This window comes from Pelosinus sp. IPA-1, from assembly GCF_030269905.1.
Lineage (GTDB): Bacteria > Bacillota > Negativicutes > DSM-13327 > DSM-13327 > Pelosinus.
The window spans coordinates 187,824-204,451 of sequence record NZ_BSVC01000008.1; the positions used below are offsets into that span (position 1 = coordinate 187,824).

The 16,628-nt window shown below is 35.7% G+C and carries 15 protein-coding genes; 10 read left to right on the forward strand and 5 right to left on the reverse strand.

Annotation, left to right across the window (positions count from 1 at the left end; all coding sequences use genetic code 11):
* Positions 1 to 78 precede the first annotated feature (78 nt).
* The 10 genes from QSJ81_RS19765 to QSJ81_RS19810 all read left to right on the forward strand — a co-directional run bounded on the left by QSJ81_RS19765 (position 79) and on the right by QSJ81_RS19810 (position 11,376).
* The gene (locus tag QSJ81_RS19765; RefSeq protein ID WP_285719061.1) at positions 79 to 2,034 is read left to right on the forward strand and encodes a BglG family transcription antiterminator; all 1,956 of its coding nucleotides are present in this window, start codon (positions 79 to 81) and stop codon (positions 2,032 to 2,034) included.
* Between the two features lie 21 nt (positions 2,035 to 2,055).
* A complete protein-coding gene (locus QSJ81_RS19770; protein WP_285719062.1) occupies positions 2,056 to 2,976 on the forward strand; it encodes a type I phosphomannose isomerase catalytic subunit in 921 nt (306 codons plus the stop codon).
* A gap of 256 nt (positions 2,977 to 3,232) precedes the next feature.
* Positions 3,233 to 4,273 (forward strand): PocR ligand-binding domain-containing protein, encoded by a 1,041-nt coding sequence (locus QSJ81_RS19775; protein ID WP_285719063.1) that lies wholly within the window; start codon positions 3,233 to 3,235, stop codon positions 4,271 to 4,273.
* Positions 4,274 to 4,302: 29 nt separating this feature from the next.
* Complete coding sequence (locus tag QSJ81_RS19780) at positions 4,303 to 4,758, forward strand: chemotaxis protein CheW (RefSeq protein ID WP_285719064.1); 456 nt, start codon at positions 4,303 to 4,305, stop codon at positions 4,756 to 4,758.
* Positions 4,759 to 5,016: 258 nt separating this feature from the next.
* Positions 5,017 to 7,773, forward strand: a complete 2,757-nt coding sequence (locus QSJ81_RS19785) for a sigma-54-dependent transcriptional regulator (RefSeq protein ID WP_285719065.1) — start codon at positions 5,017 to 5,019, stop codon at positions 7,771 to 7,773.
* A 277-nt stretch (positions 7,774 to 8,050) separates the two neighbouring features.
* Positions 8,051 to 8,521: a PTS galactosamine transporter subunit IIB gene (gene agaB / locus QSJ81_RS19790; RefSeq protein ID WP_285719066.1), complete on the forward strand. Its 471-nt coding sequence runs from the start codon at positions 8,051 to 8,053 to the stop codon at positions 8,519 to 8,521.
* Positions 8,522 to 8,533: 12 nt separating this feature from the next.
* Positions 8,534 to 9,328 carry a PTS galactosamine transporter subunit IIC gene (gene agaC / locus QSJ81_RS19795; RefSeq protein WP_285719067.1) on the forward strand — a complete coding sequence of 265 codons (795 nt, stop codon included), beginning with the start codon at positions 8,534 to 8,536 and terminating at the stop codon, positions 9,326 to 9,328.
* The gene (gene agaD / locus QSJ81_RS19800) at positions 9,315 to 10,112 is read left to right on the forward strand and encodes a PTS galactosamine transporter subunit IID (protein ID WP_285719068.1); all 798 of its coding nucleotides are present in this window, start codon (positions 9,315 to 9,317) and stop codon (positions 10,110 to 10,112) included. The genes agaC and agaD overlap by 14 nt, the downstream gene beginning before the upstream one ends.
* A gap of 1 nt (position 10,113) precedes the next feature.
* Positions 10,114 to 10,548, forward strand: a complete 435-nt coding sequence (locus QSJ81_RS19805) for a PTS sugar transporter subunit IIA domain-containing protein (RefSeq protein WP_285719069.1) — start codon at positions 10,114 to 10,116, stop codon at positions 10,546 to 10,548.
* A gap of 225 nt (positions 10,549 to 10,773) precedes the next feature.
* Positions 10,774 to 11,376: an HD domain-containing protein gene (locus QSJ81_RS19810; RefSeq protein WP_285719070.1), complete on the forward strand. Its 603-nt coding sequence runs from the start codon at positions 10,774 to 10,776 to the stop codon at positions 11,374 to 11,376.
* A gap of 40 nt (positions 11,377 to 11,416) precedes the next feature.
* On the opposite strand, the gene pdxR is transcribed toward QSJ81_RS19810, so the two are convergent.
* From pdxR to QSJ81_RS19835, 5 genes are all read right to left on the reverse strand, one after another.
* Positions 11,417 to 12,832 carry a MocR-like pyridoxine biosynthesis transcription factor PdxR gene (pdxR, locus tag QSJ81_RS19815; protein WP_285719071.1) on the reverse strand — a complete coding sequence of 472 codons (1,416 nt, stop codon included), beginning with the start codon at positions 12,830 to 12,832 and terminating at the stop codon, positions 11,417 to 11,419.
* A 248-nt stretch (positions 12,833 to 13,080) separates the two neighbouring features.
* Positions 13,081 to 13,692, reverse strand: coding sequence for a LysO family transporter (locus QSJ81_RS19820; protein ID WP_285719072.1), 612 nt, complete (start codon positions 13,690 to 13,692; stop codon positions 13,081 to 13,083).
* Positions 13,689 to 13,988: a LysO family transporter gene (locus tag QSJ81_RS19825; RefSeq protein ID WP_285719073.1), complete on the reverse strand. Its 300-nt coding sequence runs from the start codon at positions 13,986 to 13,988 to the stop codon at positions 13,689 to 13,691. The genes QSJ81_RS19820 and QSJ81_RS19825 overlap by 4 nt, the downstream gene beginning before the upstream one ends.
* Before the next feature lie 380 nt (positions 13,989 to 14,368).
* Complete coding sequence (locus QSJ81_RS19830) at positions 14,369 to 15,442, reverse strand: HD-GYP domain-containing protein (protein WP_285719074.1); 1,074 nt, start codon at positions 15,440 to 15,442, stop codon at positions 14,369 to 14,371.
* Between the two features lie 265 nt (positions 15,443 to 15,707).
* A complete protein-coding gene (locus QSJ81_RS19835; RefSeq protein WP_285719075.1) occupies positions 15,708 to 16,598 on the reverse strand; it encodes a LysR family transcriptional regulator in 891 nt (296 codons plus the stop codon).
* Positions 16,599 to 16,628: the final 30 nt, after the last annotated feature.

Here is a 16,628-nt window from a genome sequence, read left to right on the forward strand (position 1 = left end):
AAAGCCAGAGAATAGACTTGTATATAAAGTAAAGAGACGGAACATACCGGCTCTTTTCTCTATATAAGGAGGAAAGGTATGGAACGTGTAATACAAATTGCCATGCTTTTATTAGAAAGTGAAAAACCTATTGTTGTTGACGAAATAGCTTCCAAACTTAAAGTATCCAATAAAACAATTCGTAATGATTTTATAAAGTTACAAGAAATTGTAGAACGAGAAGGCTTAAAGTTAGTAAAAAAAACAGGGGTAGGGACAAGCATAGACGGTGCCGAAAAAAGCAAGGTAAATTTACTGCAAACCATTAAAAGAGATATGAGTTATATAGAACCATATTCTCCTGAAGGAAGACAAATCTACATATTAGAAAAGCTTTTTATGGAAGGGGCAGAAGTCACTTCTTATGGTCTCGCCGAAGAATTATTTGTTTCCATCACAACCCTTCATAATGACTTAAAGCATGTTGAAGAATGGATTAAGGCTTATAATTTAAAAATCGTTAAGAAAAAAAATGCCCAAATAGAAATTTCGGGAAAAGAAGCAGACTATCGAAAAGCAATTTCTAGTATCATTTTACTTGGTAAGGAAACAGATAAGGCAAAAGCAACCTTAGGTCAGGAATGGCATGGTAGAATCGACTTTTTTTCTATGAGGCAATTAAAAGCACTAATTAATATTGACTATGCAAAAATAGAGAAAATTGTAAATGAATTGGAAATGCAATTGCAATTTCGCTTTTCTCAAGAGGCATATATTAGTTTAATCAGCCATATTGCAATTGCGATAAAAAGGATAAATAGCGAAAGAAAGATCCTTTTATCTGATGAAATCGCCAACAGTATAAAAGACACCAAAGAATTTTTATATGCGAAAAAGATGGGTTTACAAATAGAGGAAGCATTTAAGGTAGTGCTTCCTGAAACAGAGATAGGTTACCTCACTTTGCACATTTTAGGTAGTAAAATGCATGAAAAAGATTTAGTTGATTTGAATGTTCCTTTCGAAAATGCAGAAGAGTTGGAAATTGTCGTAGAAATAGCTAAAAACATTATCGCTATTGCTAGTGAAACATTGCATATTAATCTGAACGATGACAATGCATTAATGAATGGGCTTATTTTGCATTTACGCCCTACCGTCAATCGATTAAAATATGGTTTGAGTTTACGAAACCCTATATTAGAAGATATAAAAACAAATTGTTCGGATATATTTGGAGTTGCCTGGTTGAGTAGCGGAATTTTTGAAAAATACTTAAATGTGAAAATTCCAGAGTCGGAAATAGGCTATATTACATTACATCTTGCAGCTGCAGTGGAGAGGAATATAAAAAAAATTAAGACCTTAGTAGTTTGTCATAGTGGAATTGGTACTTCTCAATTCCTATCAGAACGGCTCCGACGGTCTTTTAAAGAAATTGAAATTATAGGAATCATATCCTCTACAGAGCTTAAAGACGAAATACTCAAAAATACCCAGATTATCATATCTACAGTACCGCTAACAATTAATCATCCCATACTGGTTATCAGTCCATTGTTTACGAGAAACGATATTAGGAAAGTGGAGCAATTTATAGATTCCTTAGAAAATAAATCCAAGAAAAATATCATGAAAAAAGAATATTTCTTTAAAAGTAAAAAAAATCAAAGCCGAGAAGAACTTATTTTCGAAATATGTGATAGCCTGGAAGATAAGCAATATGTAACAAGTGAATTTAAAGAGAGTGTTTTATTGCGTGAAAATATGATGTCTACAGAAGTAGGGAGGGGAATTGTAATTCCCCATGGAGACGCCAACAAAGTAAAACAATCTTGTATTTCCCTTACTGTACTTCAACACCCGATGAGGTGGAAAAAAGAAAAGGTAGAATTTATTTTTATGTTATGTATTACTGAGCAGGATATGGAAAACAGTAAATATATTTTTAGAAATTTATGCAGGCAAATGGATAAGCCAGAATTCCTAGAAGGATTGCGTGGCGAAGTGAAAGAAGTAGAAGTTCTATTGGAAAAATTAATGGTTCATTCATAATCTAATGGGGAGGGATAATTTATGTATCCATTAAAGTTTACACCAATTTATAAAGAGCGAATCTGGGGCGGGAATAACTTAGGGAAAGTTTTTGGCAGGCAGTTGCCTGGCGATTGTATAGGAGAAAGCTGGGAAATATCGGATCATGATAGTGACACTAGCATTGTAATAAATGGGAATTTGGCGGGTAAAAAATTAAATGAACTTATGGTAGACTTCAAAGAAAGATTAATGGGAAAAAAGTTTAAAAATCAAAATTACTTTCCATTATTGATTAAGATTATTGATGCAAATGACAAATTATCCATTCAAGTACACCCTGAGGATAAATATGCCTATCAAGTTGAAGGAGAAGACGGCAAAACAGAGGCATGGTATGTGATCAATGCCAAAGAAGATGCAAGAATTGTTTATGGTCTTAGAAAAAATATTACTAAAGCAGATTTTATTAAAGCGGTAGAATCGAATCATATTGATGAAACACTGAAAGTAGAGCCAGTAGTACCTGGCGATATGATTTTTGTGCCTGCAGGCACGGTTCATGCTTTGCTTGAAGGAGTTATGGTCTATGAAGTACAACAGAATTCGGATACCACCTATCGTGTATATGATTATGATCGAGTTGGTGATGATGGAAAAAAACGCGAGCTGCATATAAAAAAAGCCATTGAAGTCATTAACTTTAAAGAACAGCCTGGTTGTAGTTTTAAGAGTAATAGTATTCATTGTCAGTATTTTAACATGGAAAAAATGATGATTCAGGGTGAAAAAATCGAAAAGACAAATAATCAGTTTATCATATACTGTGTAACAGCAGGTACGGGCGAGATTATATATAAGGACACTATCGAATTCTTACATGCTGGAGAAACTGTATTGATTCCAGCATGTCTAGATAATTTTAAGATCAAAGGAAATATTGAATTGTTAAAGATAACATGAAATAAATCACAACTCTGGCAAACAAAGGACTTAGAAGCACTCGGTTAATGCTTCTAAGTCCTTTGTTTGCCATAATATAAAACTGGAATTTAGTAAACCAAGATGGATTTCAGAAATTAAGCCATCCAGGTAAAAGATGAAAAAAATAGTATAATTTGTCGAAAAACGAATACTTTTAAGAGGAATCTGAGTATTGGTGTAGAATATTCTGAATATTGAATACTTTATCCCAATAAAATATATGGGGGAATTTGAAATGAATCAAAAAAATGCTAATGAATTAGATTTAAGTGAAGTGAAATTGGCGGATGTTATCGATCTAGAATTCTTACAACGGTTCCAAGATGATTTTGCTAAAGGGGTTGGTTTAGCGAGTGTAACAGTTGATCCTGACGGTACTCCGGTTACAAAGCCTAGCAGTTATACTCGATTTTGTATGGATTATACACATTCTACAGAGTGTGGCGACAAGCGTTGTGCGGAGTCACATCGTAAAGGTGGCGAAGAAGCGGCTCGGACTGGCAAGCCAGTAATTTATGAGTGCCATGCTGGTTTAATTGATTTTGCAGCACCGATCATGTTAGAAGGTCGACAGATTGGGACTATTTTAGGCGGACAAGTATTAACAGATGTCCCTAATGATAGCAAGTATCGCAAAATTGCCCAAGAAATTGGCGTAGATGAAGACGGTTACGTGGAAGCGGTACAGGAAATTAGGAAATTATCGAGAGAAAGCATCGAATCAGCCGCAAATGTATTATTTATTGTGGCTAATAATATGTCGAAGACAGCGTATCAACAACGAAAATTAAAAGCTACTGTTGAAACGCTTAATGATGGTTTGCATCAGGTATCTGCAACTATGGAACAATTGGCAGCTTCCGCCACAGACATTAATTCTAATCAGGTCACTTTAAATAGTGAAATTAAAAATGTAAATACAGTCACCGGAAAAATTGATGAGGTAATGGATTTTATTAAGGATATTGCTGATGAAACTCGGCTGTTAGGCTTAAATGCGGCTATTGAGGCGGCAAGGGCTGGTGAGGCTGGGTTAGGATTTGGTGTCGTTGCGCAGGAGATAAGAAAGCTTTCAGCTGATTCGAAAGAGACAGTAGGTAAAATAAGAGATTTAACCACAATTATAAAAGCTTCTGTAGATAAAACGGTTCGTATGGGAAATGAAACGACTTCGACAATTGAGCAACAAGCTGCAGCTATCGAAGAAGTAACAGCAAGTGTGGAAGAAATTACCAGTCTTACTGAGCAATTAAACAATCTTGCCAACGAAATGTAATAGGGATACATAGAAGGGAGACGCAATTTATGAGCATACAATTAGTTGTGTTTGCACTAGACAATGAAGAATATGGTATTAATATTTCTTCTATTAATGGTATTCTACGAGCAAAAAAGTTTAAAATAAGATCACTCCCGGGGACTGGTAGTGGGATCGAGGGTATGATAAACTTACGTGGCAGCGTGAATTATATATTTAATCTTAGAGCAAAATTTAATTTGCCAGAAAAAGAAATAATGGAAGAAAGTAAGTTTATTATGCTGAATGTGAATGGATCAACCACCGGTTGCATTGTAGACGAGGTAACGGACATTGTCAAATTGGATGACACCGAAATTCAATTAACACCTGATTTTATCAATAGCCATAATGCTAACTATATTTTAGGAATTGGTCAAATTGAAGATCGAATGATAATTATATTAGATCCAGAAAAAATTTTTTCTGAGGAGTATGATACGATTCAAGGTGCAATAGAGTAGCGAAACCCTTAATACCAACATTTCCTATGTTGATAACGATATAAACCCAACAATTAATATCCTTTTAAGGAATAATTGTTGGGCTTTTTTATTAAATACAACAAAAATGAATGGTAGCTTATTAGTGGATTCCTTGCCGCAGAGGCACTATAAACCATATTGGGAGATGCAGGGATTTAATTCGAATTGGAGTATATTGTAATAATACGCAACGTCTTTATATAGGGAGCAAAAAAACAAGATCGGAGGTGATTCTACATGACAAATAAAGAAAAGGTTTTTATAGCATTAAGAGAGCATTCTCTTGCAATGGATGGTGCAAAGGAATATGGGATAACGGCAACAGACATTGCCGATAGCCTTAGAATCCAGAGGAACATAGTCAGTCATCTGTTAAATCAATTAAACAAAGAAGGCTTGGCTACAAAGATTAATACGAGACCCGTATATTTTATCAATAAAGAAATATACGAGAAAAGAAAGAAAGAATTAAAATTAGTAGCGAAATATTTTTCGGAAAATTTAGACATTATAAAAGCTCCAGAAGATAGAGAAGTATTTAAAGTATTAATTGGCTTCGATGGTAGCCTTAGGTATGTGATAGAACAGTGTAAATCTGCCGTGTCTTATCCGCCGAATGGACTTCCTTTGTTACTTGTTGGAAGCTCAGGTGTAGGCAAAAGCTTTTTAGCTCAATTAGTATTTCAGTATGCGAAAGCCATGATGGTCATAAAAGAAACCGCACCCTTTATCTTATTTAACTGTGCTGAATATGCGAATAATCCAGAACTACTTTCAGCTACTTTATTTGGACATTGTAAGGGAGCTTATACAGGGGCCGATAATGATAGAATGGGGCTAATCGAAGAAGCTGACGGTGGATTTTTGTTTCTAGATGAGATACATAGATTACCTCCCGCAGGGCAAGAAAAATTATTCTTATTTTTAGATCAAGGTATTTTTCGCAGAGTAGGGGAATCCGGTAAGGGAAGAAATGCAAAAGTGAGAATGATGTTTGCAACTACAGAAGATCCCGAAAATAATTTTCTCCAAACTTTTTTACGGCGAATCCCCCTAGTAGTGAGAATCCCAACATTCCAAGAGCGTCCGATGAAAGAAAAATTAGAGCTAATCTATAATTTTTATAAGAAAGAATCGGTAGCGATAAAAAAAGATATATCAGTAAGCAATCAAGCCATTGATATCCTGCTAAAGAGCAAAGTCAATGGCAACATCGGTAAGTTAAGTAATGCGATAAAACTTAGTTGTGCCAATGCATTCAATCTTTACAACGAGAAACGTTACAATTCCATTCGGATAAACATCAATAACTTACCAAAAGAACTTATCAATAATTATGAGGGCATCATTTTAAATCAAATGAATCTTAATGACATGTTATTATCCTGCTCTGATAAAAATGAGTTTAGTTATGTGACGAAAGATGTAAAAAAAGCAGCAACTTTAACAATGAATATGATAAATCTCATAAATTCTTATCAAAGCTGTGAAATGAATTATGATCAGTTTTTTAATAAAAGCTTAGTACTATTTAATGAATTAATTGACGATATCATTTTTAATGAGATAGATAGAAATACAAATACCGTTATTTTCAATTCTATAGAGAAAATCGTGGAAAATACTTTGATGTATATACAATCCAATTATGGAATAAAACATTATGGCAATAGTGTTCAGATCCTAACCTATTTGCTGACCTATTTTATAGAATACAACTATGAGGAAGATGAGGACAACACTGATAAGTGTATCGATTATCTAAGTAAATTGTACTCCAAGGAATATAAGATTGCTTATCATCTAATAGAAGCAATCGAACATAATTTAAACCTAATATTAAGTAAGACCGTAACTCTATACATAGTGTTATATGTAAGGTCTATAAATAGAGATCTAAGCCTTGATCACATTTATGCCGTAATTATTGCTCACGGATACAGTACTGCAAGCAGCATCGCTAGCTTGGCAAATAGGATGCTGGGAAAATATATCTTTGAAGCCTTTGACATGCCTTTTGAACTATCCGCTGCTGAAATCGGTAAGAAACTAAATTCTTATATTAAAACAATTGATACCTCAAAAGGGTTAGTCATTTTAGTAGATATGGGTTCACTAGAGAATGTCTATAAAGAAATAGATGAAGAATTTTATGGTGATATTGTTATCATTAATAATATTTCTACCCAATTAGCCCTGGACGTTGGCAATAGAATAATCAATTCTCAGCCAGTAGAGCAAGTCGCTAAGGAAGTGGTTGATAAAAATGTATGCAGATATAGTTATATCCCCTCAAAAAAGAAAAAGAAAGATGCTATCATAACTACTTGTTTTACAGGTATCGGAACTGCAATGAAAATAAAGGATTTGTTGAATCGATGTTTTGTAAATGAGGAAGTTGTGGTGATTGCTTATGACTATGATAAATTAAAAGAGAGCGGAAAAGAGAACTACATATTTAGGCAATATAATATAAAGCTAATTATTGGAACAGATGATCCGCGAATTGAAGAAATTCCGTATATATCTTTAGAAGATCTAATTATGAAAAGGGGAGATGTTGTCTTAGCGAATGCATTAAGTGAACTAGTAGATAAGGAAATAATAGAACACATTAATCGGGAAGTTGTTAAATCCTTTACTTTATATAACGTAGTAAATTATTTGACAATCTTGAACCCTGATAAAGTTTTAGATCAAGTGGAGCAGGCACTATATACTTTAGAGATAGGGTTAGGGTTTAAACTCCAAAATAACTTAAAAATAAGTTTATATATACATATCTGTTGTATGATAGAAAGATTAGTAATCAAAGAACCAATTGTGAAATACAAGGACGCACAAGATCCTGAGCAGTGTAATGCACAATTTCAAAAACTAATACGAAAAGCATTTAGTACGATAGAGCAATTTTACAAAATTGAGATACCAAATTCTGAGATAAAGGTTATTTATGATAGTATAAAGGCAAGAGTAAAAGAGTTTTGTATGTGAAACATGGCAAACAGCACGTTTGTCATGTTTTTTGCATGAGATAATATCGCTAGCTTACGAGAGAGCTATTAAAATGAAGAGAGAAACTAGTGGCATATACACTGGGAAAAAGTAGTGAAAGAGCTAATAGTGTAATAGAACAGAAACCAATTTGAGTTTAAATTAATAGCCCAGTGAAATGAAATTTTGATGATAACAGGCGTTAGCAGAGAGGTACACTAAATGGCATGCTTCTTGCTATTGTATATGGTGGGATTTAATAAAGGAGGCAAACGATGTGGGACCCAATATTTTATTAACTCGGATTGACAATAGGCTAGTTCATGGACAGGTGGGAAGTATCTGGACACCGTCTTTAGGGGCAAATTTACTAGTCGTCGTTGATGATGCAGCCGCTGGCGATCCATTGCAGCAACAATTAATGGCTATGACGGCTGAGGCTTCTAGTGTAGGAATTCGCTTTTTTACAGTAGAGCACACAATCAAAGTTATTAGCAAAGCAGCACCATCACAAAAAATATTTATCGTATGTAAAAATCCCAATGTAGTCAAACAACTTGTGGATGGAGGTGTGCCGATTAAGGATGTAAATGTTGGAAATATGCACTTTTTACCAGGCAAAAGGGCAATCTCCAAAAAGGTTTATGTGGATGATAAGGACTTAGCAGAGTTAAAGTATGTGCAAGCAAAAGGTGTTAATGTGTTTATTCAAGATACTCCGGGCGATATTAAATATAATATAGAGTAAGGAGGAAATGTTGTGCACAGTATTACTTTTGACCAAGGAATTTGGTTAGCAGTCATGTCGATTATTATAGGTATTGACTTCTGGCTTGAGAGTTTATATATTTTTAGACCGATCATTGTTTGCAGCATAACAGGATGGATCATTGGAGATTTACAAACAGGCTTGATTGCGGGTAGCTTAACAGAGTTGGCTTTTGCAGGCTTAACGCCAGCTGGTGGGACACAACCACCAAACCCAGTTCTTGCAGGTGTGATGACAACGGTAATTGCATATACAACAGGAGTGGATCCAAAGACTGCAATTGGCCTTGCGCTGCCATTTAGTTTCTTAATGCAGTATATAATTTTATTTTATTATTCTTGTTTTTCATTTTTCATGGTTAAAGCAGATCAGTATGCAGAGGAAGCAAATGTGAAAGCTTTCTGGAGATTGAATATCTTAACGACTGCTATTGTGGCAGCAACTTATGGAATTGTAGTGTTTTTAAGCACTTATGTTGCTCAAGATTCTATGCAAGCTTTGGTAGGAGCGATGCCTGAATGGCTCACTCATGGGTTTGAAATTGCCGGGGGTATATTGCCAGCTGTGGGATTCGGCATGTTACTAAAGGTTATGCTTAAAGGTCAATACGTTCCCTATTTAATCATCGGATTTGTAATTGCGTCCTTTGTAAAATTCGCTAATTTATTACCTGTAGCGCTGCTCGGTACTGCTTTAGCAATGTATGAATACTATAATTCAAAAGATAAGGCTTCTATAGTACACAATAATTCTAGGAAAGGAGAGGATTATAGTGAAGGAATCTAGAAAGGTTTTATCTAAAAGCGATATTACAAAATTAGGGTTAACATCATCCTTCCTTCAGGCTAGTTTTAATTATGAAAGAATGCAGGCTGGGGGATTTACATTAGCCATGTTACCCTTTTTAAGTAAGATATATAAAGGTGATAAACAAGGCCTATCAGAGGCGATGAAGAATAACCTGGATTTTATTAATACAAATACTAACTTTGCTGGATTATTAATGGGATTATTACTGTCACTGGAAGAAAATAATGAAGATCGAAGTTTAATAAAGGGATTAAAAATAGCGTTGTTTGGGCCCTTGGCAGGTATTGGTGATGCCATATTCTGGTTTACTGTATTACCAATTGTGGCGGGTGTATGTGCATCCTTCGCGGCACAGGGAAGTGTGTTAGGACCCATTATATTTTTCCTTGTGTATTTAGGAATATTTGCATTGCGTATTGTATGGACACATTTAGGTTACAACCTTGGGATAAAGGCAATTGAAAAGATAAAAACAAGCTCGCAAATGATAACAAAAGCTGCTACCATACTGGGTGTTACAGTTATAGGCGGATTGATAGCTTCCTATGTACATATTGATATTGCAACTCAAGTTTCCATAAGTGATGGTCACATATTATCCATACAAAAAGATTTTATCGATCGAATTTTCCCCAATATTTTACCTATGGGATATACGTTATTTATGTTGTTTTTATTAAGGAAAAAGCTGAGCCCTCCACTATTAATATTCGGAACATTTGCGATAGCAATATTACTTTCAGGGGTAGGGATATTATAGGATGAAAACAGTTATAGTAATAACAGGCCATGGGAGTTATGCGACAGGGCTAAAAAGCTCAATAGAACTCCTCGCTGGGCAAAATAGAGATTTATATTATCTCGATTTGATGGTTGACGACACAGACCAAATATTAAAAGAACACATGGCAAATGTGGTGAAAGAAAATGAAGGTTCCAGCGTATTATTTATTTGCGATATCCTAGGTGGAACTCCCTTTAAAGTTTCAGTAGAAATTGCTAACAATAATGATGATATGGAAGTTGTTGCAGGATGTAATATAGGTTCTATATTAGAAGGAGTATTCCAAAAAGACAAGATTTCAGTTAGAGAACTGGCCGATTCTATGGTTCTTTCAAGTAAAAGGACAACTGTAAGATTTGAAAAAAATACTGTCAATCAAAATACTGTTATCGATCCCGAGGAAGGTATTTGAAGAATCAGGAGAGATATTTTATTCGAATTCTAGATGAACTACAACGAAAAAAGCGGGTTAAAATGGAATGAGTCAGGGATGGTTCCCTGACTCATTTAAATCGTTATGTTGATTTATTCGATAAGATAAGTGTAGCAAAATCTATTGAATGGATTATCATAAATCAAGTTTGGGAAAAGTAACAAGATCTTGCTTTCGTACAGATTGAATTTGAGGTGGAAATTTATGAAAATCCCCGACAGGAATACGGCTAAACAGTTCTTACTAGAAGCAGAAAAAATCAATCCAGGGAACTGGGTCCCACACTCTTTATTTACTGCCCAGGCTGCTGAGGCAATTGCTAAAGTGCATCCTGAGCTTGATAGTGAAGTGGCCTATGTGATGGGATATTTGCATGATATCGGCAGACGGGCAGGGGTAACATATCTGCGTCATTCTTTTGATGGATATCATTTTTTACAACAGCAAGGATATGAGGATGCTGCGAGGATTTGTATTACCCATACATTTTGGTTCAATGGATTAGAGGATTATCCTGGGAAGTGGGATTGCTCAGTAGAGGAAATACATTTTTTAAAATCCTACATAACATCGATTGATTATAATGAATATGATCGGCTTATTCAGTTATGTGATTGCCTAGCACTTCCTACCGGATTTTGCCTACTGGAAAAAAGATTGGTGGATGTTGCCCTGCGATATGGCACGACTAAGTATACTACGGCCAAGTGGAGGCGACTATTTGAAAATAAGGCAGGATTTGAACAAAAGATTGGCAGGTCGATTTATGATTTGTTGCCAGGTGTGAAGGAGAATACCTTTAGGTAACCTAGTATATTTTCGGAAAGTGGACATGTTTTTAGTCATATTACAAAGGCTTATCGCAAAGGTATGGTAGCCAAGCATTATATAAAGCTTGTACTGCCTTTGGAATGAGCTCTGGAGAGAGCGCGCTAAAACCAAGCAAAACATTTACTTTTCCTTCTTTTGATTGGCTCATCCAAAGATTGCCGCTGGAACGTATCTGCACTCCTTTACGCCCAGCTGCTGCAATTAGTTCCTGTTCCGAAGCAAGGCAATCTACCTCTACAAGAAGATGAACTCCGGCATTCATTCCGGAAATGGAAATATGATCTTTAAATTTGGTTCTAAGAAATCCAATTAGTATATCATGTCTCTTCCTCAACTGTCGTGTCATCTTTCGTAGGTGACGTTCCCAATGACCTTCTTGCATAAAATATTCCAGTGATCTTTGTATTATATGGGGAACAGATGAGGGGATACCAGATTGCAGAGTGCGAGATGATTCAATAAGCTGCTCAGGCAGAACTACGTAAGCAGTTCGCAGAGAAGGTAACAAAGATTTCGAAAAACTACCCATATAAATGACTTTGTCTGATGCTAGACTTTGCAGGGATTGTATCGGTTTAACGTTATAACGAAGATGAGAACTGTAATCGTCTTCTATAATGAAGGTATTGTTGGTACGTGCCCAAGCAACGAGACGCAGTCGTCGAGTAATTGGCATGATGCGGCCAGTCGGGAATTGATGGGAAGGGGTAACGTAGACTGCTCCAGCTTTTGTTGCAGCAAGCACTTTGACAGCTAAACCATGATGATTTAATGGAATAGGTAGAATCGTAAATCCGGCATTAGCAAAGACGGAATGGGCACCGAAAAAACCAGGATCTTCTACTGCGATACTATCAGTTTTTTCTTTTAGCAGCTGACAAGCTAAGGTAAGACTATGTTGTGTTCCGGAAGTAAGAATGATCTGCTCAACGCTACATTTCACACCTCGATAGTCATGCAAATATCTTGCTATTTCTTTGCGGAGGCCAATATTACCATTGGGCGCCCCGTAATCGGTGAGATTATCTTTTTCTTCCCGAATACATTTATTGATAAGTCGTTGCCAATGTGAGAAGGGAATAAGTTTTGGATCAAGTTTGCCATACCGAAGGTCATATTTCCCTTGTATATTTGTTGGCTGTATAACTTCCGTTGGAATAACTGCTGATTCTAGAGGAGTAGAGGCACTGTCTAAGTCCAGTGCTTCAATATAATACCCAACCCGCGATTTGGAGTAAATGTATCCTTCAGAATAGAGTTGTTGATAAGCCATTTCAACAGTAGTACGACTAATTTGTAAGTCATTTGAAAGTTTACGGCTGGACGGAATCTTTGTATCATGAGAAAGATGACCACTTAAAATTTGAACCCTAATTTGCTCGTAGAGCTGGGTGTATAAAGGAGTTTTTAATTTTTCATTTAATACGAACATAGTGCCTCACCGATAAGAATTCAAATTTTTTCTTTTGTATATGTTTAGATTGATACTTCACTAGAGAATTCCTCCTTGTATGCAAAAACTATGTTTTTATTAGACAATGCAGATCACAATTTTGAAAGGGCCAGTTTTGGAGAAGTTTTATAGGTCCAGACTTTAGTGTTTATGATTTTTAAATCATCACGAATAGAACGTGTAAGGCTCAACGTGCAGTATAATTCTGCACGTTGAGCCGATTGATTTTATCCATAGTGAATTGTCAACAATAAGGGGATGAGAAATGGTACTAAGGTTGTTAATATAAGGCCGCTTACAAAAGCAATCATAGCCGTGGATGTATCCGTCATTTTAGCGATAATCGGCAAAGTGGAATCCATTGTCGTCGCGCCTCCAGGAGCAATCGCTACAACTTTCCCAACATGAATGGCTAAAAACGGAATTAACACAAAAGCCATTAATTCACGAAAAACGTTTGCCAAAAATGCGATAGCTCCTAATTCCGCGTTATAAAGCTGAGTAATTAACACACTAGATAAACTGTACCAGCCAAATCCCGCTCCAACAACTAACACTTCTTTCAAAGACATGTTGAAAAATAAGCTAGCTATGGAAGCCCCTAAAAGACTGCCAGCAGCAATGGCTAAGGGAACTAGTAGAATGCGCCAGCCGACTGCTTTTATTTTTACTAATTCTCGGCGGTTATGTCCAATACTAATCCCTACGCCAAATAACATGGCCGCCAATACGTAGGTGATTACATTATCTAATACTTGGGAATTGATAACAGAAGGCAGCAGCCATCCAAGAGAAATACCCGCTAAAACTGCTGCTACAATACAGCCAATCATTTTCATAATTGTTTTTCCTTTGTGACGTGATTTTGTAGAAAATTTGCTTTGGAGACTAGAAACCATAATGCGAATATACTTCCGACAGTACTTAATGCTGCAATCACCAGTGCTTTCCAGCCTAATATGGTCAAATTGGTGATGAGTTCTTGATTACTGCCAATCCCAATACCAACCGCGATTAACAAAATAAAGACAATTATCATTACAATCTTATCTAAATGTCCAATCCATCTTTCAGTAATCATATTACTGGCCCCCAGTAAACAACCAGCCAATAGGCTTATTATAACAATCTCCATGATATTCTCCCCCGTATGGTCTTTTAATCTGACTGATAAATACATGTATTATAAATACCAAATTTAATAATTATTAATGTAGTTAACCCATATAATAATACAATAAATAATAACGATTCGCAAAATTCTAGTACAATACTAAGTTTATCCGATGACTAAACCGCTCTAAGACTCCCATCTTCTATAAGTGGGAGTTAAGAGCGGCTAAGTCCCTGGATAAGTGCGACTAAGATTCAGATGGAGTTAAAACTCCATCTGAATCAAGTCTTCTTTATGCGACAAATAGGCTCAATAGGCAGTATTCTACTGCATATTGAGCCTTAATCTATATTTAAAAATATACTTGGGTATAAACAAAGCTACCCTTCATTACATTGCTACTACCTAACAATGTAATGAATACAAAGATCATTTATCTCTGATAAATCGATGACTTTACCATTATGTTGCTGCACAATGGAGTTAGATGGTTTATCTTTATTTACAAAAACGACTCGTCCCTGTTGGCCATTTGTGAGAGAGACTAGGTTGCCAGAGAGAAAGTTCATCATATTTTCAGTAAAAGTAAGACACGTTTTAGCATCAATAGAGTAAATGTCTTGGCGTAATTTATCTAAACTTAAATAAGGGCTTAATGCACCAGGAGTATCGCAGTTTATAGTTAAAGATTCATCAAATAAATCCGCAACCGCTATAATCTTGGCATAAGGATGAATATCTTCTGAGGTCAAATTATTAGGATAACCATTTCCATCTTCTCTTTCATGATGGTCTAATATTCCCGCAAGTACACTTTGGGCTATATTGGGTATTTTGCTGACTAAATTATAACCAAGAGTAGTATGCGTTTTGTATAATTCATAGTCCTTAGGAGCAAGAAGATGGGATTTATTTAATATTTCCTGTGGCAGTTGAGATTTACCTACATCATGTAGTAACCCAGCTAAAGCAATGGCGCTAACACTTTCGGGGGGGAATTTTAGCCACGTAGCTATGAGAGCTGCTATGGCACTTACATTAACGCTATGACGAAATGTATAGTCATCACATTGGGGTAAATTATATAATTGGTCGATAACATTGCCAGTGGCAGATATATTATCAACGATATCATCGGCAGTTTGGGTAAAGGTTTCAATGGGGACTTCTTGTGTTTGACGAATATTTTCAAAGGTTTTTTGAACAGTGGTTACAGATTGATTATAGCTGTTGATAAATTGTTGGATTTTGGGATCTGTTATAGGATTAACTGTTATTTCAGCAAGTATAGAAACTTTGTCAATATCCCAATTTTGTAGATTCTTTACAATTGATTTGTTGATGATCGTATTTTCATTTGCCAAAATTTTTCCATCGCTTGTATAGACATCACGAGCTAATTCCATACCTGGTACTAAAAATTCAATTTTTTGTTCGACTATTTTTTGCACTTTAGGAGATTCTGTATTACTCATCTGCACACACCCCATTTATGTTTTGTCGGTTCTTATCTTCAATAGAAAATACTTAAATTCCTTTATTATTTTACAAAAATCAACATAAAATATGGTTAGGATGCTAGTAAATGGAAAATATATAAAGTGTGTATGAAATACTTGTTAGGTTATCCAACCTTTTTAATGACACGGATCATTATGTTATAAGCCGCTAATTATTACCATTTAAGGTGTAATTAGCGGCGTTTACGATTTTAGGTTTATTTAGGTAAATAAAATAAATTTAATAAAAATCTTTCGTTATTAATAAATCAAGATAATGATCTAGGATGGTTAAACTTTGCAGGGTACTTGGTTTTGGGTACTTATGGGTAAGTTTGTAACAAACAATGTCTGGTGGGGGATCAGATAATTTGTAATAAGAAAATTTCTCTTCTTTTAAAGCTGACTTTGCGATCCACATGGGTACTATAGCCCACTGGAGGGGATGTTGCAACAAGGTAAATAATAGTTGAGCACTTTCTAGTTTGATTCTTGACATACAGAGCGGATTCCACCAGCGATCATGCCAAATTTGGAAGAGTGGTCCCCAGGGTATATAGAGTTCATAGTTTGGATCTAGTTCATTAGGATTTATTAACTTTGAGTTAGAATCAGAAGGTTCTCCCAGGCGAAGGACTACCATTGGTACTGTCAAGAAACGTTCAACATTTACTCCCGGAAGGGTTTGTTCCCTAAGGGCAAATCCAACGTGTATTTGTCCTTTTTCTAGTTCTTCGTATAGGGGGATAGAATGTAATGTATGAATATCCAATATAACTGGTGGCTGGTGCTGGGTCATTGCACTAAATAGTGGTGGGAAAACAAAGGTATTAAGACTGTTTACGGCACCAAAGGATAAGGAAAGTTTAGGGCCTTGTGACTTTAAAATCTGAGTTTCTAACCAAAGGGAATTCCATCTTTCTGCCAACTGCAAAAATTCTGCCCCCATAGGAGTTAAGCTAATTTCCTTAATTCCTTTACCACGATCTATCAGGGTCGCTCCCATCATTTCTTCTAATATTTTGAGCCTGTGACTAACGCTAGACTGCGCAAGATGCAATTTTTCTGCTGCTCGACTCAAACTTTGGGTACGCACTATGGCTAAAAATGCTTCAATTCCAAGAGTATACACTACTCCACCTCTTAATTAATATCGATTATA